Origin of the sequence: Streptococcus equinus, assembly GCF_049393735.1 — a bacterium.
GTDB classification, from domain to species: domain Bacteria; phylum Bacillota; class Bacilli; order Lactobacillales; family Streptococcaceae; genus Streptococcus; species Streptococcus equinus_G.
The window spans coordinates 1,596,850-1,616,164 of the sequence record NZ_CP185946.1; the positions used below are offsets into that span (position 1 = coordinate 1,596,850).

Consider the following 19,315-nt stretch of genomic DNA (forward strand, 5'->3'; position numbering starts at 1 on the left):
AAAAAAATTTCAATAACTTTAATCGAAATTTCCTTTATCCTTAAGATTTTGGCTAATGACTTGCCACTGTGGATTGGTTTTCCAATCTTTTTCTGAGACAATCTGACTTGCAACGCGTCTTGCCTCTTCAAGAATATTATAATCTTCAACGATATCAGCCACTTGAAATTCTGGGATTCCTGATTGGCGTGTTCCGAAGATTTCACCTGAGCCACGCATTTTAAGGTCAGCTTCTGCCAAGACAAAACCATCTGTGGTTTCTGTCATGATTTTCATACGTTCCTTACCTGTCTGAGTCTTAGGATTTGCGACCAAAACAGCATACGATTGTTTTTGCCCACGTCCGACACGCCCACGCAACTGATGCAGCTGACTAAGTCCAAAACGATCAGCGTCCATGATAATCATGATAGTTGCATTTGGCACATTGACACCAACTTCAATAACTGTCGTTGACACCAGAACCTGACTTTTTTGCGCCTTAAAGTCCTGCATGATGGCTTCTTTCTCATCATTTTTCATGCGACCATGCATCAAAGCAACTTCTGCTGTTCCATCAAAATAAGCCGAGAGTTCTTCATGCAAGGCAATGGCATTTTTCAAATCAAGCGATTCTGATTCTTCAATCAAGGGTGAAATCACATAAGCCTGAGCACCTTTTTGAAGCTCTTTTTTCACCCAATCCAGTACAACCTCCAATTGCTCATGCTTCACCCAACGTGTAATAATTGGTTTTCGACCTGCTGGCAATTCGTCAATGATTGAAACATCCATCTCACCAAAAGCAGTGATGGCGAGCGTACGAGGGATAGGTGTCGCAGTCATCATGAGCACATCAGGATTTTCCCCTTTTTCACGGAAAATACGACGCTGATTGACCCCAAAGCGGTGCTGCTCATCCGTAATAACCAGTCCGAGACGATGATAGCTAACCGCATCTTGAATAAGCGCATGCGTTCCTACAATCATGTCCACAGAACCATCAGCAATCGCCGTAAGCGCTGCCTTCTTAGCCGCCGCTTTCATTCCCGATGTCAAAATAGCAATGGATAAATCTGGAAAGAGCTGCGTTAAACTCTCAAAATGCTGTTCTGCTAGAATTTCTGTTGGCACCATCAAAGCAGACTGAAAGCCAGCCGTATACGCAGCATACATGGCAAGACTGGCAACAACAGTTTTACCTGAACCAACATCCCCTTGCAAAAGACGATTCATGTGCCCACCAGAACGCATATCAGACAAAATATCACTCAGACTTCGTTTTTGACCACCCGTTAGAGCAAATGGCAGAGCTGCAATCTTATCAGCTACCTTCTTCTCGTCAAAAGCAATCGCAAGACCGTTTGCTTCTGATTTATTATCAGCCTTTAAAGCTTGCAAATTCATTTGGAAATAAAAGAGTTCCTCAAACTTGATTCGTCGAAGAGCTTGCTTGTATTCAGCTAAATCTTTTGGAAAATGCATGGCAGCTGTTGCTTTCGCTCGACTCAACAAGCGGTATTTCTCCAAAAGCACCTGCGGTAAATTCTCAGGCAACCAGTTTTGGGCACCAATTTCAAAAGCTGACTTAATAGCCTTGACCAGTGCAGTCTGTGAAATGCCTTGTGCCACACGATAAACCGGCTGCATATCATCTTCTACCTGCGCTAATATCTTCATTCCTGTCACTGCAGATTTTAGGGCATCCCATTTTCCAAAAATCGCCACATCACTGCCAAGCTCTACCTTGTCAGAAAGATAAGGTTGGTTGAAAAATGATACCGCAATAACAGCCTCACCTTGTCGGATTTTAAACGACAAACGGTTACGCTTATAGCCATAATATTGTACATTAGCTGGTGTGACGACTGTACCAGTGATAACAGCCTTTTCACCATCAACTAAATCTAAAACACTTTTACTCTTAAAATCTTCATATCGAAAAGGATAGTAAAGTAGCAAATCTTCAATCGTATAAATATCTAGCTTATGAAACTTCTCTGCTGACTTCGGTCCTATTCCTTTTAATTCCACAATTGTTGATTGTAAATTCATAAAACCTCACTTTTCTATTATTATAACAAAAATAGATTCTAAATCGCTGTAAGACTTCTCACAACGATTATAGAATCTGCTTTTTATCTTTTATTTTGAATAGAAACGTGGAATTCGGTCACTCAATAGACATAGAACTTCGTAATTGATTGTGTCACGTTTTTTAGCCAAATCAGTCGCTGAAATGACTTGGTCACCTTCTTGACCAATCAAAGTGACTTTTGTTCCAATCGGGAATTTTTCAGGCAAGCGAATCGTAATTTGGTCCATTGACACGCGCCCAACGATTTCACAAAATTGACCATTCACAAGAACTGAGAAGCCTTGCAAATCACGTGTCCAACCATCCGCATAACCGATTGGCACTGTCGCAATGTATTCTTCTTTTTGAGCTGTGTAAGTAGCACCGTAACCAACCGTTGCACCAGCCGGAATTGTCTTCACATGAACAAGTGATGATTCCAAGCTAAGAGCTGGCTTAATCGGATAAGGAAGCTCAATATCAGTTCCACTTGGATTCAAGCCATACATGACAATACCAAGACGAACAATGTTAAAAATAGTTTCACTGTGCCAAATACTTGTTGCTGAGTTACTAGCATGAACAAGTGCTGGTTTATCACTCAAATTGTTAACAATATTTGTGAAGAATTCAAGTTGTTCATTAAATTTAGTATCATCAGCTTCATCAGCAGTAGCAAAGTGAGTGAAAATGCCCTCAACACTTGCGCCAGCTTTTTTCAAATTAGCAATCAAGTTTTCAGCTTCATCAAGACTACGCACACCGATACGCCCCATACCAGAGTCAACTTTCAAGTGGACCTTAACACCTTTTAGACTAATATCTTGCTCAATCGCCAAATCAAGCCATTCTTGGCTGGCAACTGTAAGCGTAATATCATAATCACGCGCTAAAGCAACTTCATTAGGCATAATAACACCTAAAATCAAGATAGTTTCTTCAATACCTGCTTCACGAAGTTCAAGAGCTTCATCAACGTTAGAAACACAGAAGCCATCCACCAAGTGATGCACAGCTTGTGCGACTTTTTTAGCACCATGTCCGTAAGCATTAGCTTTTACAACTGCAAAAGCTTTTTTTCCTTCTGGAATATTAGCCTTAACCGCCTCAATATTTTGACAAATAGCCCCCAAATCAATTAAGGCTCTTGTTGGTCGGTGTAAACTTGAAATCATTTTTTCTCCTCCAAAGCTAGTAAAAATTTATCGACTCATCCAACTTTTCATTTTTCAAACATTCAACAAACAATTATTTCTCTAAAATAACACTTGCTTGTACAAGGTTACCAGTGTGAGAAAGTGATACAAAGCAATTTCCCTCAAAAGGTGACTTAGTAATCACCGGTGCCCCAAGTTCGTTACTGAGAATCTCAATATCCTTAAATCCAACTGCACCAATACCAGTACCCAGTGCTTTTGAGAAAGCTTCTTTTGCTGCCCAGCGTCCTGCCAAAAATTCCATCTGACGTTTCTCAGCTTTAAATGCTGAAAAAATCTGAAATTCCTCGTCAGTCAAAATCCGCCTAGCAAATCTTTCATTTTTTTCATAAGCTCGCTTGATTGCATCTATTTCCTGCAAATCAATGCCATGACCAATAATCATACGTCTCCTTTGTGAAAAATGATTTAAACCAATTCAAAATCCTTATTAACTTAATTCTTAACGATTTCCAAAACTAAGGAGCTGAGAAAATTCCCCAGCCCCATATGTTATTCAATTATTAGAATAGCAATTCTTCATAAGAATCATGACTTAAGGTTGCATGGATTTCACGAATCAATTTTTCAGTTTTATCCCATCCTAGACATGGGTCTGTGATCGATTTTCCAAATACCTCTGGTGTATCTTGGCGACCATCTTCCAAGTAAGATTCAATCATGAATCCACGTACATACTTGTTAATTTTATCACTCCAGTCGCGATTAATCAATGTTTGACGTACAATACGGATTTGTTCAAGATATTTTTTACCAGAATTGTCATGATTTGTATCCACAACGATGAATGGATTTTTAAGTCCCATTTCTTCGTAGCGTTCAATTGCTTTCAACAAGTCATCATAATAGTAATTTGGCACGTTCTCACCGTGTTCATTATTTGAACCACGAAGAATGGCGTGTGCCAATGGATTACCATCTGTTTCAACCTCTGCACTACGGTAAATAAAGTTTTGTTTATTTTGTGCGGCGTAGATACCGTTAAACATAACGTTTAAATTACCAGATGTTGGATTTTTCATACCTGCTGGCGCATCAATTCCTGAAGCAACAAAACGATGTTCTTGGTCTTCTACAGAACGAGCACCAACCGCATGATATGATACCAAATCATCTACCAATGGCAGATTATCAGGATAAAGCATCTCATCAGCTGTTGTCAAACCAGTCTCTGTAATGACACGGTAATGCAAATGACGAACAGCAGCGATACCATTAATCAAGTCAGGCAATTTTGATGTGTCTGGCTGATGCATCAATCCTTTATACCCATCACCATTTGTACGAGGTTTTGCTGTGTAGACACGCATCACGATAAAAATCTTGTCTTTTACTTCTTCTTGAAGTTTTGCAAGACGATGAGCGTACTCTAATACAGCATCTTCATTATCAGATGAGCAAGGACCGATAACCAAAAGAATACGGTCATCCTCACCCTTGATGATTTTCGCTAATTCAACATCACGTGCTTTTTTCTTAGCAAGAAAATCACCTTCTAATTTTGAAAGTTCTTTAACTTGTGCAATATCAATTCTTGCACTTTTTTGATGTATTCCCATAATTATTTACCTAGAGTTTCGTAGATTTCGTGTACAAGTTTCTCAGTATTATCCCAACCAAGACATGGGTCTGTGATTGATTTACCAAATACCTCAGGTTTATCTTGACGACCATCTTCTAAGTAAGATTCAATCATGAAGCCACGAACGTATTTGTTAATTTTTTCATTCCAATCACGGTTAATCAATGTTTGGCGGACAATACGTACTTGCTCTAAATATTGTTTTCCTGAATTATCATGGTTTGTATCGATAACGATGAATGGATTTTCAAGACCCATTTTTTCATATTGTTCAATCGTATCGATGACATTGTCATAATAATAATTTGGAATATTTTTCCCATATTCATTAAGCGCACCACGCAAAATAACGTGTGCCAATGGGTTACCAGATGTTTCTACTTCTTCACCATTAAACAAGAATGATTGTTTATTTTGTGCAGCATAAACACCATTAAACATGACATTCAAATTTCCAGAAGTAGGATTTTTCATACCAGTTGGAACACTGATACCTGAAGCAACAAAGCGGTGTTGTTGGTCTTCAACTGAACGCGCACCGACAGCGATGTAAGATACCAAATCATCTACCAAAGGTAGGTTCTCTGGATAAAGCATCTCATCAGCCGTTGTCAAACCAGTCTCTGAAATCACACGATAGTGAAGGTGACGAACAGCTTTGATACCGTTAATCAAGCTTGGTGCCTCAGATGTATTTGGTTGGTGCACCAAACCTTTATAGCCATCACCATTCGTACGAGGTTTTGCTGTATAGACACGCATCACCATAAAGACACGATCTTTAACTTCTTCTTGAAGTTTTGCAAGACGATGAGCGTACTCTAGCACAGCATCTTCATTATCAGATGAACAAGGACCAATGACTAAAAGGACTCGGTTGTCTTCACCTTTAATGATAGCTTCTAATTCGCGATCACGTGCCTCTTTTTTAGCTAAAACATCACCAGTTAATTTTGATTCCTCTTTGAGAGCATCGAAATTAATCTTCTTACTTGTTGCTGTAAATGACATATATTCCCTCTCCTGAAATTAGTTAAGATTTCATCTATTATACCATTTTCAAGAGCTTTTTCAATAAATTGTCAGAATTTTCTGTTGTCTTTTTTAAAAATGTCTGCGACCGTGGCAATTTTTGAATTTTTTACCAGATCCACAAGGGCACAAGTCATTACGTTTAACGTTAGAATAATCAATATCAGATTGTGCTTGTACATCCTGAGCTGAGATATTCTTTTCAGCCATTGTTGTTGCACGCTCAGTAGTACGTTCACGTTCTTGTTGGTGAATTTGTGCTTTCATCATTGTACGAGTCACATCAAATTCAATCGCACCAATCATAGCTTGGAACATACGGAAACCTTCTGATTGGTATTCAACAACTGGATTGTTTTGAGCATAACCACGCAAACCAACTGATTGACGCAATTGATCAAGAGCATCAATGTGATCTGTCCACTTGTTATCCACAACCATCAAAATCAAAACTTTTTGGAATTCTTTAACGGCTTCTTCATTTTGAAGTTTAGCGATTTGCGCATCGTAAACTTTCAATGCACGATTGTAAAGATCTTCTTTGATTTCTTCGAAGTCTAAACCTTCAAGATCAGAAAGTTTGATAGAATCTTCAGCAACCAAGTTTGATTTTGCAAAGTTAAGGATTGCTTTGATACCTTCTTCACGATCAGCACGGCTGTGGGAATCAACAGCACGATTGATAGTACGTTTAATCATTGCTTTGATTTCAGGTGCCAAATCACGGTCTGCAGTGATGACATCGTGACGTTCAGCATAGATGATTTCACGTTGTTCACGCATAACATCATCATATTGAAGGACTTGTTTACGAGTATCGTAGTTGTTACCTTCAACACGTTTTTGAGCTGATTCTACTTGACGTGTTAACATTTTAGATTTGATGACTGCTTCTTCTTCATCAAGATTCATGCGATCAAGGAATGCTTTGATACGGTCTGAACCGAAACGACGCATCAAATCATCTTCAAGTGAAAGATAAAATTGTGATTCACCTGGGTCACCTTGACGACCAGCACGACCACGAAGCTGATTATCAATACGGCGGCTTTCGTGACGTTCTGTACCGATGACACAAAGTCCACCAAGTTCACGCACACCTTCACCAAGCTTGATATCTGTACCACGACCAGCCATGTTTGTTGCGATTGTAACAGCACCACGTTGACCAGCGTTCATGATAATTTGCGCTTCTTTAAAGTGGTTTTTCGCATTCAAGACTTCGTGTGGGATACCAGCTTCAACCAATTTTTTAGAAATAAGGTCTGATGTTTCAACGGCAACAGTACCAACCAAAACTGGTTGACCTTTAGCGTGACGACGTTTAACATCCTCAACAACTGCTCTAAATTTAGAAGCAAGTGTTGGGTACAACAAATCTGGGTGGTCAATACGTGCAACTGGTTTGTTAGTTGGAATTGGAATGATGCGCATGTTGTAAACTTCGCGGAATTCCTCTTCTTCAGTTTTGGCTGTACCAGTCATACCTGCCAATTTTTTGTACATGCGGAACATGTTTTGGTAAGTAATTGATGCACTTGTCTTAGATTCTTCTTGGATACGTACACCTTCTTTAGCTTCGATAGCTTGGTGCAAACCATCAGAGAAACGACGACCTTCCATTGTACGACCAGTAAATTGGTCAACAATCAAGATTTCACCATTTTCACTAACCACATAATCAATATCCAAAATCATAATGTAATTAGCACGAAGAGCGTTATCGATATAGTGTGTTAAGGCAACATTTTCCAAATCGTAAAGATTTTCCAAGTGGAAGTATTCTTCAGCTTTATCGATACCACTATCAGTTAGACCGATTGTTTTTGTTGGTACATCAATGACATAATCAACACTTTCAAGTGTTTTAACGAATTTATCTGCACGAATGTAAAGTTGACTTGTTTCTGAAGTGACTTGACCAGAGACAATCAAAGGTGTTCTTGCTTCATCAATCAAGACAGAGTCAACTTCATCGACCAAGGCAAAGTTCAATGGACGTTGAACCATATCTTCTTGGCGAACAACCATGTTATCACGAAGGTAGTCAAAACCGATTTCTGAGTTTGTTGAATAAGTGATATCACAGTTATAAGCTTCACGTTTTTCGTATGGAGATTTAGCAGAAAGGTTGATACCTACTGAAAGCCCCAACCAGCTATAAACTTCACCCATTTCAGTCGCGTCACGTGTTGCAAGGTATTCATTAACAGTGATAACGTGAACACCTTCACCTGCAAGTGCGTTAAGGTAAACTGGCATAGTCGCAGTCAATGTTTTACCTTCACCAGTACGCATTTCTGGCACGTCACCATTGTGCATAACAATACCACCCATGATTTGAACACGGTATGGATAAAGTCCAAGAACACGTTTTGCAGCTTCACGAACAACCGCAAAAGCTTCTGGCAATAATTGATCTAGTGTTTCACCATTTTGATAACGTTGTTTGAATTCTGGTGTTTTTGCCTTTAATTCTTCATCAGACAAAGCAGCCATCGCATCAGCGTATGACTCAACTTTCTTTGCAATTTTTTCTAATTTTCTTAGTTCGCCTTTATCGTTTTCGATAACAGTTCGTAGAATATTTGCCATCCCAATTCCTTTCGATAAACTTATCATCACATTTTATCATAAAAAGCGCTCCTATACAAGAATACGCTATCATGACAACTAAGCCATAAACTAGATAAAACGGCATGATTTTTTAGTATTTATTAATAACATTCTGAGTATTTTCTGAGCATTCACCTGTTTCGATTATACTCTTTTTTCACCTTAACAACAAGAAAGCACTGTATTTCACGGGAATTATCAGTGTAAAAAAAGATTGAAGAGCAGCCCTGCATGGACTTTTCCTCAATCTTACTTACATCTTGTCAATCAAAATAGATTAACGTTCTGAAACTTTTTTAGCCAAAGCAAAGTTTCCAAGTGTTGCAGAACCATTTTCAGCAACTCCTGGTGTTACGATATATTCAGTAACATCTGGAACTGGTACATAATCATTTAACAAGGCTTTAAATTTATCACGAACACGTTTTAGCATGTGTTCTTGTGCCATAACACCACCACCAAAGACGATGACTTCTGGACGGTAAAGAAGTGTTGCTTGAATAGCGGCTTGAGCGATGTAGTAAGCCTGAATATCCCACACGTCTGAGTTAAGTTCAATCAATTCACCACGAATACCTGTACGTGCTTCAAGTGATGGACCAGCTGCCATACCTTCAAGACATCCTTTGTGGAATGGGCAAACGCCGTTAAAGTTATTAGCAACATCATGTGGATGTGGAGCAACATAGACGTGACCTGCTTCTGTGTGACCAAGACCTCCGATGAATTGACCATTTTGGATAGCGCCAGCACCGATACCAGTACCGATTGTGTAGTAAACAAGGCTCTTAACACCTTTACGGACAATTGTTTCACCATAAGCTGAGCTGTTAACGTCAGTTGTGAAATAGAATGGCACTTTGAAGTGTTTTGAAATCAATCCAACCAAATCAACATTAGCCCAGTGTGGTTTTGGAGTTGATGTGATATAACCATAAGTTTCTGAGTTTTGGTCGATATCAATTGGACCAAAAGAACCAATGGCAACACCAGCCAAATCTTCTTCAAAACGTTTGAAGAAAGCTACTGTTTTATCAATTGTTTCATAAGGTGTAGTTGTTGGAAATTGAACTTTTTCAACAACTTGGAAATTTTCGTCACCTACAGCACAAACAAATTTTGTTCCACCTGCTTCGACACTACCGTATAATTTAGTCATGTTATCTCCCTTTTAAATGCTTTTTTATACACAATATTATACAAAATTTCAAAAGATATATCAAGCGCAAAAACGCTTAGATTGCCTTATTTTCAAGGTTTTTACCCCATTTAAAAAGAGGTGCCGAAACACCTCTTATTTTATACATATATACTTATTTAAGTTCAAGTAACGCAGCGCCTTCAGAAACTTTTCCTTGAGCAACTGGAGCTACTTCAGAGTAATTTGCAGTATTTGTAACAATAATCATTGTTGTGTCATCAAGACCTGCTTGTGCGATAGCTGAGCTATCAAATGTTCCAAGAACATCACCTTTTTTAACTTTTTGGTTAGCAGCAACTTTTTGTTCAAAACCTTTACCTGCCATTGATACAGTATCGATACCAATATGGATAAGGATTTCTGCACCGTTGTCAGATTTCAAGCCATAAGCATGACCAGTTTCAAATGCAAGTTGAACAGTACCATCAACTGGTGAGTAAACTGTGTTGCCTTCAGGCTTTACAGCGATACCTTTACCCATAGCTCCTGATGAGAAGACTGGGTCATTTACTGATGAAAGTTCTACAACTTGACCTGCAAGTGGGCTAACAACAGTTTCTTCAGAAACACCTGCTTGTGAAAGAGCTGATACTTCTTTAGCAACTTCTTTGCCATCTTTAACAGCGTGTTCGTTTGATTCTACTTGAGCTTTTGCAGCATCTGCTGCTTCAGCCGCAAAGACACCTGCTGCTTTTGTTTTTCCGTAGAAGTATGTAAGTGCAAATGCAACAGCGAAGCTGATCAATTCACATACAACGTAGAATGGGATTGAAGAAGCGTTGATTGAAAGGAATCCAAGGAAACCAGCTGAACCAAGTGAAACAGCAACTACTCTAACCAAACCGGCAACTGCTGCTGCAACCCCTGAACCAATCAAAGCGCAGAAGAATGGGAAGCGGTATTTCAAGTTAACACCGAACAAAGCTGGTTCTGTAATACCAAGAAGTGCTGAGACACCTGCTGAAGATGTAAGACTCTTAGTTTTAGCATTTTTAGTCAAGAACCAAATTGCAAATGTTGCTGCACCTTGTGCAACGTTAGCCATTGAAGCAACTACGAAGATGAAGTCACCATAACCAACACCTTTTGTCCATGCAGACAACAATTGTGTTTCAATAGCTGGGAATGATTGGTGAAGACCAGTCATAACGATAAGTGAGTAAGTACCACCAAAGATACCCATTCCGATAAAGCCAGTTGTGTTGTACAACCAAACAATAATATCAGTGATAGCGTTAGAAACGACCATCATTACTGGACCAACGACAGTGAATGTCAAGAATCCTGTAATCATTACTGACAACAATGGTGTAAATGTAAAGTCAACTGATGATGGAAGTTTTTTGTGGAAGAATTTTTCCAACACAGATAGCATCCAAACAGCTGCCAAAACTGGGATAACTTGGTAAGCGTAGTTTGTTTGAGCTACGTTGTAACCAAAGATATTCCAGAATTCAGAAGCACCACCAAGATCTGGCGTTGTCATAATCATACCAATTGCGGCACCCAAGAATTGGTTAGCGCCGAAACGTTTAGCAGCTGAGATACCTACTAAAATTGGCAAGAACATGAATGGTGCAGCTGACATCAATTGAATCATTGCAGAAATACCATCAATAGCTGGGTACATTTCTTCAATTGATTTTGGACCAAATAATCCTTCAGCTGTCAAGAAGTTACGCAATGCCATCAAAAGACCACCAGCAACAAGCGCTGGAATAATTGGTACAAAAATATCTGATAGCAATTTGATCAACGCCATGATTGGGTTGAATTTTTTACCACTACTTGCAATTTGTTTCAAGTCATCAGTGGAAACTTCTGAAAGTCCAGTTTCTTTGATTAATTCATCATAAACAAAGTTAACATCACCTGCACCGATGATTACTTGATATTGACCATCAATTTTAAAAGTACCTTTTACGTCTGGATTGTTATCCAAAGCTACTTGGTCAACTTTTGTGTCATCCTTAAGTACGAGACGAAGACGTGTCGCACAGTGTGCAGCTGCAACAAGATTGTCTTTTCCGACTGCCTTAACGACGTCAGATGCTACCTTACCATAATCCATTACAGTAACTCCTTTATATAAAAAATTTGTGAACTAAGTTTTGTAAGCGTTTCACTTAACTACATTTACATTTTATCATAAAAACGCTTTATGTCAAGCGTTTATCATATTTTTTTCTTTTTAGGCGAAAATAATTGATTTTTAGGGCGAAAACGTTTACTATATTACTATAGATAGTATTACAAAGGAGAAAAAATATGGATTTACCAAAAGAAGTGCGTTACCGTCCTTACGAGGATTGGAGCACCGAAGAATTGGCAAAAATTAACAACAATGTCAAAAAATCTCCTTGGCATGTTAGTTACCACATCGAACCAAAATCAGGGCTTTTAAACGACCCTAACGGTTTTTCATTCTTTAATGGAAAATACACATTGTTCTACCAAAACTGGCCATTTGCTGCTGCTCATGGTCTTAAACAATGGGTTCACACTGAATCTGAAGACTTAGTTCACTTCCATGAAACAAATGTAGAACTTCGTCCAGATACTAAAAACGATAGCCACGGTGCTTATTCTGGTTCAGCCTACGAAATCGATGGCAAACTCTTCCTATTCTATACAGGAAATGTCCGCGATGAAAATTGGGTACGTGACCCACTTCAAATCGGCGCATGGATGGACAAAGACCACAATATCACTAAGATTGAGGACGTTCTTATCCACCAACCAAAAGACGTCACAGAACACTTCCGTGACCCACAAATTTTCAATTATAAAGGTCAATTCTACGCAATCGTAGGTGCTCAAAACCTTGACGAATCAGGCTTTGTTAAACTTTACAAAGCTGTTGACAACAACGTCGAAAACTGGGAAGAAGTTGGAAATCTTGACTTTGATAACAGTGGTTCGGAGTACATGATTGAATGTCCAAACCTTGTTTTTGTCGATGATAAACCAGTTCTTATCTACTGCCCTCAAGGACTTGATAAAGCTGAACTTGATTATCGCAACATTTACCCAAATACCTACAAAGTATGTCAATCGTTTGACACAGAAAATGCAAAACTAGTCGGTGCTTCTGACATCCAAAATCTTGATTACGGTTTTGAAGCCTATGCGACTCAAGCATTCAACGCTCCTGACGGACGTGCGCTTGCCGTTAGTTGGATTGGACTTCCTGACATCGACTATCCAACCGATCAATATGATTACCAAGGTGCTCTTAGTCTTGTTAAAGAACTTTCTATTAAAGATGGAAAACTTTATCAATACCCAGTTGAAGCTATCACTTCTCTTCGTGATTCTTCTGAGGCATTCGCTAACAAAGCTCAAACAAACAATACTTATGAGTTAGAGTTAACATTCCCTGCAAATCAAAAATCAGAACTTCTTCTTTTTGCTGATGACAAAGGAAATGGGCTTAGCTTGACTGTAGATACTAAAGACGGTAAAATTATCCTTGACCGCAGTAAAGCCGGTGTTCAATACGCTACAAACTTTGGCACTACTCGAGAATGTACAATCGATACGAAAGAAACAACAGCCAATATTTTTGTAGATAATTCGATCATTGAAATCTTTATCAATAAAGGAGAAAAAGTATTTACTAGCCGTATTTTCCCAGAAGCTGGTCAAAACGGAATTACCCTTAAATCTGGAGACGTCACTGGTACATACTTTGATTTGAAATACTAATATGGTAGCAAAATTAACTGACGTTGCTGAACTTGCTGGGGTAAGCCCAACAACCGTTTCACGCGTTATCAACAACAAAGGTTATTTGTCAGAGAAGACAAAACAAAAAGTCCAAGAGGCCATGAGAACTTTGGGATACAAGCCAAACAACCTCGCCCGTGGACTTCAAGGAAAATCAGCCCAACTTATCGGCTTAATCTTCCCTAATATTAGCAATATCTTTTATTCTGAGCTAATTGAATATCTTGAAATCGAGTTATTCAAACATGGTTATAAAACGATTATCTGCAACAGCGAAAATGACCCAGCTAAGGAACGTGAATACATTGAAATGCTTGAAGCCAATCAAGTTGACGGCATCATTTCATCTAGTCACAACCTTGGCATCGATGATTACGAGCGCGTCAGTGCACCAATTATTGCTTTCGATAGGAATCTAGCACCAAACATTCCTATCGTTGCTTCAGACAACTTTGAAGGTGGAAAACTGGCTGCTCGCACGCTTCAAAAAAATGGTTGCGAAAACATCATCATGATTACAGGACACGATAATACTGACTCACCAACTGAATTACGTGCACTTGGATTTTCATTTCAAATTCCTCACGGAGAAGTTTTTAAAGTTCCTAACAACTTATCCACAATTCGACGTGAAATGGAAATCAAATCAATCATCGCAAGTAATCGTCCAGACGGCATCTTCGTTTCAGACGATTTGACAGCCATTTTGACAATGAAAATCGCTAAACAGCTAGATATGAACATCCCTGATGATTTGAAAATCATTGGTTATGATGGCACATCATTCATTGAAAGCTACTTCCCACAGTTGACTACTATCCGTCAACCAATCGATGAAATTGCAAGTCTACTGGTCGATATTCTCCTAAAACGCATCAAAGGTGAAAAGACAAATAAAGACTACATTTTACCTATCTCATTGATTCCTGGGGGAAGCATTTAAAAAGAACAGGCTTAGCCTGTTCTTTTATATTACACTTTTTACTTATCCACACAACAAAAAAGAGATGTGTGTAACATCTCTTTTTTATTATTCAGTAACAAACTGACTCAATAAACCATTGACGAATTTTGCTGATGTTTCGTCTGAATATTTCTTAGCGATTTCAATGATTTCATTGACCGCAACACGACCTGGTGTTTCTTCGAAATATTTTACTTCGTAAAGACCTAAGCGAAGTAAAGCTTTATCAGTCAACGTTAAACGTTCCAGTGACCAGCCTGCTTTTAAGTGAGCTTCAATTTGTTGGTCAAGCTCTGCTTGCATGTCGCAAACACCCTTAACAAGATTAAGAAGAAAGACTGGAACTTGAACATCTTCATCTTCTTCGATTGTCTTATCGTAAGTATATGCAAATTCAGCAGCCGCTAAATATTCTCCTCCAAATTCTAGGCTAAAGAGCGCTTGGAATGCACGCTCACGGAGGTCACGTCTTGAATTTGTAAAATTATTAGTCATCCAAGAAATCCTCGTCAAACAATGCTTTCAAATCAGGTTTTGGTGTTTTCTCAGGAACGATTCCTTCAACGTGGATATTTACAGATGAAATAGTCACTTCTGCCATATCGTAAACCGCAGTTTTAACAGCTTGTTGAATTGCGATTGAAACAGCAGGAACGTTGACACCGTATTGAAGATAAACATAGATATCAGCATTAACTGTTCCGTCTTCTTCAGTGTGAAGATATACACCTTTACCTAAAACTGTTTTGCTGAAGCTGTCTGCCATGGCTTTGTTACGAAGTGAATGAACGCCATCGACTTTTGCTGCAGCGATACCTGTGATAACTTCTAGTACTCGTGGTGAAATAACAATATCACCGATATTTTCAGTTGTCATAAGCATTTCCTTTCTAATTAATTTTAAGGATTAAAAGTAAAGAGAGCGGTGCCCTCTCTACCCGCTCTAAAGGCAAGCTTAGGCACGTGATACGTAAGTACCTTCTTGCGTATTGATTACCAATTTTTGACCGATTTCGATGAAGTCTGGTACGTTAACAACAAGACCTGTTTCAAGAGTTGCAGGTTTACCAGAACCAGTAACTGTAGCACCTTTGATTGATGGTTGAGTGTCAGTAACTGTCAATTCAACTGTTGTAGGAACAGTAACACCGATAACTTCAGTTCCGTAGAATTGGATTTTAACTTCTGAGTTTTCAAGGATGTAAAGCAATTCTTGTTCTACGTTAGCAACTGGGATTTCGTATTGTTCGTAGCTTTCAGTATCCATGAAGTATGCTGTGTCATCCATTTTGTAAAGGTATTGTGCAGCACGTGTTTCGATGATAGCTTGTTCGAATTTTTCTTCTGGACGGTAAGTTGTATCAAAAGTTGAACCAGAACGTACGTCACGGAGTTTCATACGCATAACTGTGTTACCTTTACCTGGTTTGTGGTGGCTTGCTTCGAGAACTTTGATGAGTTTTCCATCAGCTGTTACGAAAGTCATACCTGCTCTAAGCTTACTTGCTTCAATCATTTATTCATTACCTCTTATAAATTATTTATCACTTCATTTTACCATAAAATAAGCTTTGGCTCAAATCTTTTATGGTCTTATTATTGGATAAGACAGTGTTAGCGCTGTCTAAAACTTATTCTGCTTGGTCAGCCATACCAAGTCTTACTTCTGGAATATCATGCTGAACGTATTCGACACCTTTTTGTTCCATTAATTCAATCGCAAATGGATGCATGCGATAGGCAGTTTTATAAGTGATTTTCTTAATGCCTGCTTGAAGGAGAGCTTTCGTGCAGTTAATACATGGAAAATGTGTCACATAAATCTCTGTTCCTTTGGTTGAAATGCCTTCTTTAGCACACTGGATGAGGGCATTCATCTCGGCATGAACAGTGCGGATACAATGCCCGTCTTCCATTTTGTGTCCTGCTTCGCTACAGTTATCTGTTTCAGAAACACCACCATTGTAACCAGTCGCAATGATACGATTATCTTTGACCAAAACGGCGCCAACAAAGGCACGGTCACAAGTTGAACGTTTTGAAATCAACTCTGCATTTGCCATAAAATAATCTTCCCAAGAAAGTCTATCAATCATTGATTTTCTCCTTTTCTACACGATTTTTAAGATAAATTATAATCAGCCCAAGCACAGCAATTGCCATGCAGAAATACGAAACGATTTTGTATATGCCGCCTGTTGCTTCAATAAAAAATGTTACCCCAACAAGTCCTAGCGCAGCATAATGGACAATGCCATTAATGCCAAACTGACGTGATTGACTTAAGGCTGACAAGAAAATAACAAGAATGAATTCCAAAATAAAATAATTCTTACTGCTTCCCTGCATTAAATCAATAACAATTGTAAAAGAAAGCATCGCAGATAAAATCATCGCAAGGATAACTTGCAATTTATCTTTAATAGTCAGTGGTTTCATAACATTTCTCCTACAAAACAATTAATTCTTTGGGTGCTAAAGTCAAGACTTCACAGCCATTTTCTGTGACAACCAAGTCATCTTCGATACGGACACCGTATTTGCTATCAAGATAAATTCCTGGCTCATCAGTGATGGTCATGCCAACTTCGACCAACTCATCTGAATTACCAAAGAATGGGATTTCATGAATATCAAGACCAATACCGTGACCAATACCGTGTGTGAAGTGCTCACCATAACCAGCTTTTTCAATCACGTCACGCGCTAACTTGTCATAATCACGGCGTGTCATTCCCGCCTTAACTGAATCAATAACCGCTTGATTAGCACGCAAAACCACATCATAAATCTCACGCTCTTCATCAGTCGTATCGCCGATATGGATGGTACGCGTCATATCGCTGACGTAGTGATTGTAATAACATCCAAAATCAAGCGTCAAGGTTTCACCAGGTTGGATGACTTTCTCACTGGCTACGCCGTGAGGCATGGCAGAGCGGTATCCTGATGCTGCAATAGTCTCAAAAGATACCCCAGATGCACCGTATTCACGCATACGAAAATCAAGGAAATTCGCCACTTGTAATTCTGTTGTCTGACCAGGTTTGATGAAGTCTAGCATGTCCGCAAAAGCACGGTCAGAAATCGAGCAAGCCTTACGAATCGTTGCAATCTCAGAAGCATCTTTAATCATGCGCAATTCTTCCATGAAATTCGTCATAGGTGCTAAGTCGTACCCTGCAAATACACCTTGGAGCATTTGATAATAAGCAAAAGACACTTGGCTGTCAAAACCGATTTTATCCAAATTGTCAGATGCAATCACCTTAGCAATCTCAGAAAGAGCATCTCTGCTTTCGATGATATCAAACCCTCGAACCATTTGCTTAGCAATCAGGGTGTAACGAGCATCTGTCACAAACAAACGGCGTGTTTTGGAAATAAAAACAGTCGCTGATGTTCCCCAAAATCCTGTCAAATAATAAACATTATTTTGACCAGTCACCAAAAACGCATCTAATCCCTTTTCATCTAACTTTGCATCAAATCTTTTAAGTCTTGCAAGCATGTCCCTCTCCCTCTCACATTTTTAAGATAATTATACCAGAAAATCCTTGATATAATCGCTTTTTTCACGTATTTTCATAAAATATTTAACTGGTAAACCAATTTTATCGCAAAAAAAGAACCATTAGGTTCTTTTAAGTTATTGAATTTGCTTTTTTGATAAATAAAATACTCAAAATAACAAGACTTAAGCCGTAAACAAAGTAAAGGGTTTGGTAAGTTTGAAAACCTAAAACTTGAATCACCAATAAAATAGCAATGCTCATGATATTAACTAGAGCTGTTAAACTGACCACCCATTTTTCAGCATGGCTACTTTGTAAAAGCATTTTTGCACTTTCGTAAAGTGGTGTGGCTGCCATGACTAACATAGTGAATGCCGTAAACACAATGATATTTGTATTGATTTGACTTGATAAGAATTCAGCAAAGATATTAGCACAAAGCGTCACTATCACAGCAAATCCGAAACTCATCAGATAACTATTTCGATAAATCATGCGCATAAATGACTTACTTTCATGCTTTTGACTAGCCTGTGGCAAAAAGACAGAAACCGCACCAGCATACATATAAGCAGGCAAGCGAACTATTGAAAATAGCTGACTAATCACTGCATAGATAGAGAGAATTTCTAACCCCTGTCTTCCCATCAAAGCATCAAATGCCATGATAAAAAGAACACTCTCAAAAATTTCCTGAATGGTTAAAGGAATCCCAAAAAGAATTAACTCTTTTTTACAAGTTGACTGAGATTTCAAAGCCTCAAAAATCACATCATGAACTAAATAAAAATAAGCCAAAACCACTAAAAACAAAGAAGTTATAGCAGAAATCGCTGCGCCCTTCACTCCAAAAATCGGAACCAGATAGTAATTCATCACCACATCAAGCAGCGAGCTAGCAAGCCCAATCCAAAAAATCGGCTTGGTTTTCTTTTCAACTTTTAAAACATTTGTCAACAAAAATGTTAACAAGGTCAGAAGAATATACGGTGACATAATAACGAGATAAAGTGTTGATAAGTCAAGTAATTCTCCTGAAAATCCATAAAATAAACGTAAAAAAGATTTTCCAAAAATTACACAGAGGACTAAAAAACTAGCACCTATCACCACATCAAGTAAGAAAGAGGACTTAAACAAATCTTTAAAACGCTTTTTGTCATTTTCCGCAAAAGCTTGCGCCCCTTTGATATTAAAGGATAAGCTAAAAGCACCTAAAATCCCACCAAAGGCAAACAAGAAATTTTGAATCACCGATATACCAGAAAGTGCCACACTTGAGTCATTAACCGCAAAATGCAGTGACAATTGATTAATCAAAAGCTGTGCAATATTGGTCGCAATCAACGGAAAAACATACCGATTAACTTCTTTTGAATAAGACATAAATCCTCCAATAAATC

At 38.6% G+C, this 19,315-nt stretch carries 17 protein-coding genes; 2 read left to right on the forward strand and 15 right to left on the reverse strand.

The window, feature by feature from the left end; all coding sequences use genetic code 11:
- Positions 1-18: 18 nt before the first annotated feature.
- From recG to ACNTMY_RS08075, 8 genes are all read right to left on the reverse strand, one after another.
- On the reverse strand, positions 19-2,034 hold the full coding sequence (gene recG / locus ACNTMY_RS08040; protein ID WP_423216065.1) for an ATP-dependent DNA helicase RecG: 2,016 nt from the start codon (positions 2,032-2,034) through the stop codon (positions 19-21).
- 90 nt (positions 2,035-2,124) lie between these two features.
- Entirely contained in the window at positions 2,125-3,231 is a 1,107-nt protein-coding gene (gene alr / locus ACNTMY_RS08045; protein WP_423216066.1) for an alanine racemase, read from the reverse strand.
- A gap of 73 nt (positions 3,232-3,304) precedes the next feature.
- Entirely contained in the window at positions 3,305-3,658 is a 354-nt protein-coding gene (gene acpS, locus ACNTMY_RS08050; RefSeq protein ID WP_423216067.1) for a holo-ACP synthase, read from the reverse strand.
- A gap of 118 nt (positions 3,659-3,776) precedes the next feature.
- A complete protein-coding gene (locus tag ACNTMY_RS08055; protein WP_423216068.1) occupies positions 3,777-4,832 on the reverse strand; it encodes a 3-deoxy-7-phosphoheptulonate synthase in 1,056 nt (351 codons plus the stop codon).
- Positions 4,833-4,834: 2 nt separating this feature from the next.
- Positions 4,835-5,866: a 3-deoxy-7-phosphoheptulonate synthase gene (locus ACNTMY_RS08060; RefSeq protein ID WP_423216069.1), complete on the reverse strand. Its 1,032-nt coding sequence runs from the start codon at positions 5,864-5,866 to the stop codon at positions 4,835-4,837.
- Between the two features lie 93 nt (positions 5,867-5,959).
- On the reverse strand, positions 5,960-8,482 hold the full coding sequence (secA, locus tag ACNTMY_RS08065) for a preprotein translocase subunit SecA (RefSeq protein WP_423216070.1): 2,523 nt from the start codon (positions 8,480-8,482) through the stop codon (positions 5,960-5,962).
- 298 nt (positions 8,483-8,780) lie between these two features.
- Complete coding sequence (gene scrK / locus ACNTMY_RS08070) at positions 8,781-9,662, reverse strand: fructokinase ScrK (RefSeq protein ID WP_423216071.1); 882 nt, start codon at positions 9,660-9,662, stop codon at positions 8,781-8,783.
- Between the two features lie 154 nt (positions 9,663-9,816).
- Positions 9,817-11,775, reverse strand: coding sequence for a sucrose-specific PTS transporter subunit IIBC (locus ACNTMY_RS08075; RefSeq protein ID WP_423216072.1), 1,959 nt, complete (start codon positions 11,773-11,775; stop codon positions 9,817-9,819).
- Between the two features lie 197 nt (positions 11,776-11,972).
- On the opposite strand from ACNTMY_RS08075, the gene ACNTMY_RS08080 reads away from it, so the two are divergent.
- Positions 11,973-13,412 carry a sucrose-6-phosphate hydrolase gene (locus ACNTMY_RS08080; protein ID WP_423216073.1) on the forward strand — a complete coding sequence of 480 codons (1,440 nt, stop codon included), beginning with the start codon at positions 11,973-11,975 and terminating at the stop codon, positions 13,410-13,412.
- 1 nt (position 13,413) lies between these two features.
- Positions 13,414-14,376 carry a LacI family DNA-binding transcriptional regulator gene (locus ACNTMY_RS08085; protein WP_134775610.1) on the forward strand — a complete coding sequence of 321 codons (963 nt, stop codon included), beginning with the start codon at positions 13,414-13,416 and terminating at the stop codon, positions 14,374-14,376.
- A gap of 87 nt (positions 14,377-14,463) precedes the next feature.
- Here the strand turns inward: ACNTMY_RS08085 and nusB are convergent, their stop codons facing one another.
- The 7 genes from nusB to ACNTMY_RS08120 form a co-directional block, all read right to left on the reverse strand.
- Positions 14,464-14,892 (reverse strand): transcription antitermination factor NusB, encoded by a 429-nt coding sequence (nusB, locus tag ACNTMY_RS08090; protein ID WP_021143078.1) that lies wholly within the window; start codon positions 14,890-14,892, stop codon positions 14,464-14,466.
- Positions 14,885-15,274 carry an Asp23/Gls24 family envelope stress response protein gene (locus tag ACNTMY_RS08095; protein WP_021143079.1) on the reverse strand — a complete coding sequence of 130 codons (390 nt, stop codon included), beginning with the start codon at positions 15,272-15,274 and terminating at the stop codon, positions 14,885-14,887. Before ACNTMY_RS08095 ends, nusB begins: the two co-directional genes overlap by 8 nt.
- 78 nt (positions 15,275-15,352) lie before the next feature.
- Entirely contained in the window at positions 15,353-15,913 is a 561-nt protein-coding gene (gene efp / locus ACNTMY_RS08100) for an elongation factor P (protein ID WP_021143080.1), read from the reverse strand.
- A gap of 115 nt (positions 15,914-16,028) precedes the next feature.
- On the reverse strand, positions 16,029-16,493 hold the full coding sequence (locus ACNTMY_RS08105) for a deoxycytidylate deaminase (protein WP_423216074.1): 465 nt from the start codon (positions 16,491-16,493) through the stop codon (positions 16,029-16,031).
- Positions 16,486-16,836 (reverse strand): hypothetical protein, encoded by a 351-nt coding sequence (locus tag ACNTMY_RS08110; protein WP_423216075.1) that lies wholly within the window; start codon positions 16,834-16,836, stop codon positions 16,486-16,488. Before ACNTMY_RS08110 ends, ACNTMY_RS08105 begins: the two co-directional genes overlap by 8 nt.
- 10 nt (positions 16,837-16,846) lie before the next feature.
- Positions 16,847-17,908, reverse strand: a complete 1,062-nt coding sequence (locus ACNTMY_RS08115) for a M24 family metallopeptidase (protein ID WP_423216076.1) — start codon at positions 17,906-17,908, stop codon at positions 16,847-16,849.
- 133 nt (positions 17,909-18,041) lie between these two features.
- Positions 18,042-19,298 carry an MATE family efflux transporter gene (locus ACNTMY_RS08120; RefSeq protein ID WP_423216878.1) on the reverse strand — a complete coding sequence of 419 codons (1,257 nt, stop codon included), beginning with the start codon at positions 19,296-19,298 and terminating at the stop codon, positions 18,042-18,044.
- Between the last annotated feature and the right edge of the window lie 17 nt (positions 19,299-19,315).

Excerpts from the sequence above, each read along its gene's own strand:
- recG (WP_423216065.1), bottom strand. The coding sequence starts at position 2,034 with ATGAATTTACAATCAACAATTGTGGAATTAAAAGGAATAGGACCGAAG.
- alr (WP_423216066.1), bottom strand. The coding sequence starts at position 3,231 with ATGATTTCAAGTTTACACCGACCAACAAGAGCCTTAATTGATTTGGGG.
- acpS (WP_423216067.1), bottom strand. The coding sequence starts at position 3,658 with ATGATTATTGGTCATGGCATTGATTTGCAGGAAATAGATGCAATCAAG.
- ACNTMY_RS08055 (WP_423216068.1), bottom strand. The coding sequence starts at position 4,832 with ATGGGAATACATCAAAAAAGTGCAAGAATTGATATTGCACAAGTTAAA.
- ACNTMY_RS08060 (WP_423216069.1), bottom strand. The coding sequence starts at position 5,866 with ATGTCATTTACAGCAACAAGTAAGAAGATTAATTTCGATGCTCTCAAA.
- secA (WP_423216070.1), bottom strand. The coding sequence starts at position 8,482 with ATGGCAAATATTCTACGAACTGTTATCGAAAACGATAAAGGCGAACTA.
- scrK (WP_423216071.1), bottom strand. The coding sequence starts at position 9,662 with ATGACTAAATTATACGGTAGTGTCGAAGCAGGTGGAACAAAATTTGTT.
- ACNTMY_RS08075 (WP_423216072.1), bottom strand. The coding sequence starts at position 11,775 with ATGGATTATGGTAAGGTAGCATCTGACGTCGTTAAGGCAGTCGGAAAA.
- ACNTMY_RS08080 (WP_423216073.1), top strand. The coding sequence starts at position 11,973 with ATGGATTTACCAAAAGAAGTGCGTTACCGTCCTTACGAGGATTGGAGC.
- ACNTMY_RS08085 (WP_134775610.1), top strand. The coding sequence starts at position 13,414 with ATGGTAGCAAAATTAACTGACGTTGCTGAACTTGCTGGGGTAAGCCCA.
- nusB (WP_021143078.1), bottom strand. The coding sequence starts at position 14,892 with ATGACTAATAATTTTACAAATTCAAGACGTGACCTCCGTGAGCGTGCA.
- ACNTMY_RS08095 (WP_021143079.1), bottom strand. The coding sequence starts at position 15,274 with ATGACAACTGAAAATATCGGTGATATTGTTATTTCACCACGAGTACTA.
- efp (WP_021143080.1), bottom strand. The coding sequence starts at position 15,913 with ATGATTGAAGCAAGTAAGCTTAGAGCAGGTATGACTTTCGTAACAGCT.
- ACNTMY_RS08105 (WP_423216074.1), bottom strand. The coding sequence starts at position 16,493 with ATGATTGATAGACTTTCTTGGGAAGATTATTTTATGGCAAATGCAGAG.
- ACNTMY_RS08110 (WP_423216075.1), bottom strand. The coding sequence starts at position 16,836 with ATGAAACCACTGACTATTAAAGATAAATTGCAAGTTATCCTTGCGATG.
- ACNTMY_RS08115 (WP_423216076.1), bottom strand. The coding sequence starts at position 17,908 with ATGCTTGCAAGACTTAAAAGATTTGATGCAAAGTTAGATGAAAAGGGA.
- ACNTMY_RS08120 (WP_423216878.1), bottom strand. The coding sequence starts at position 19,298 with ATGTCTTATTCAAAAGAAGTTAATCGGTATGTTTTTCCGTTGATTGCG.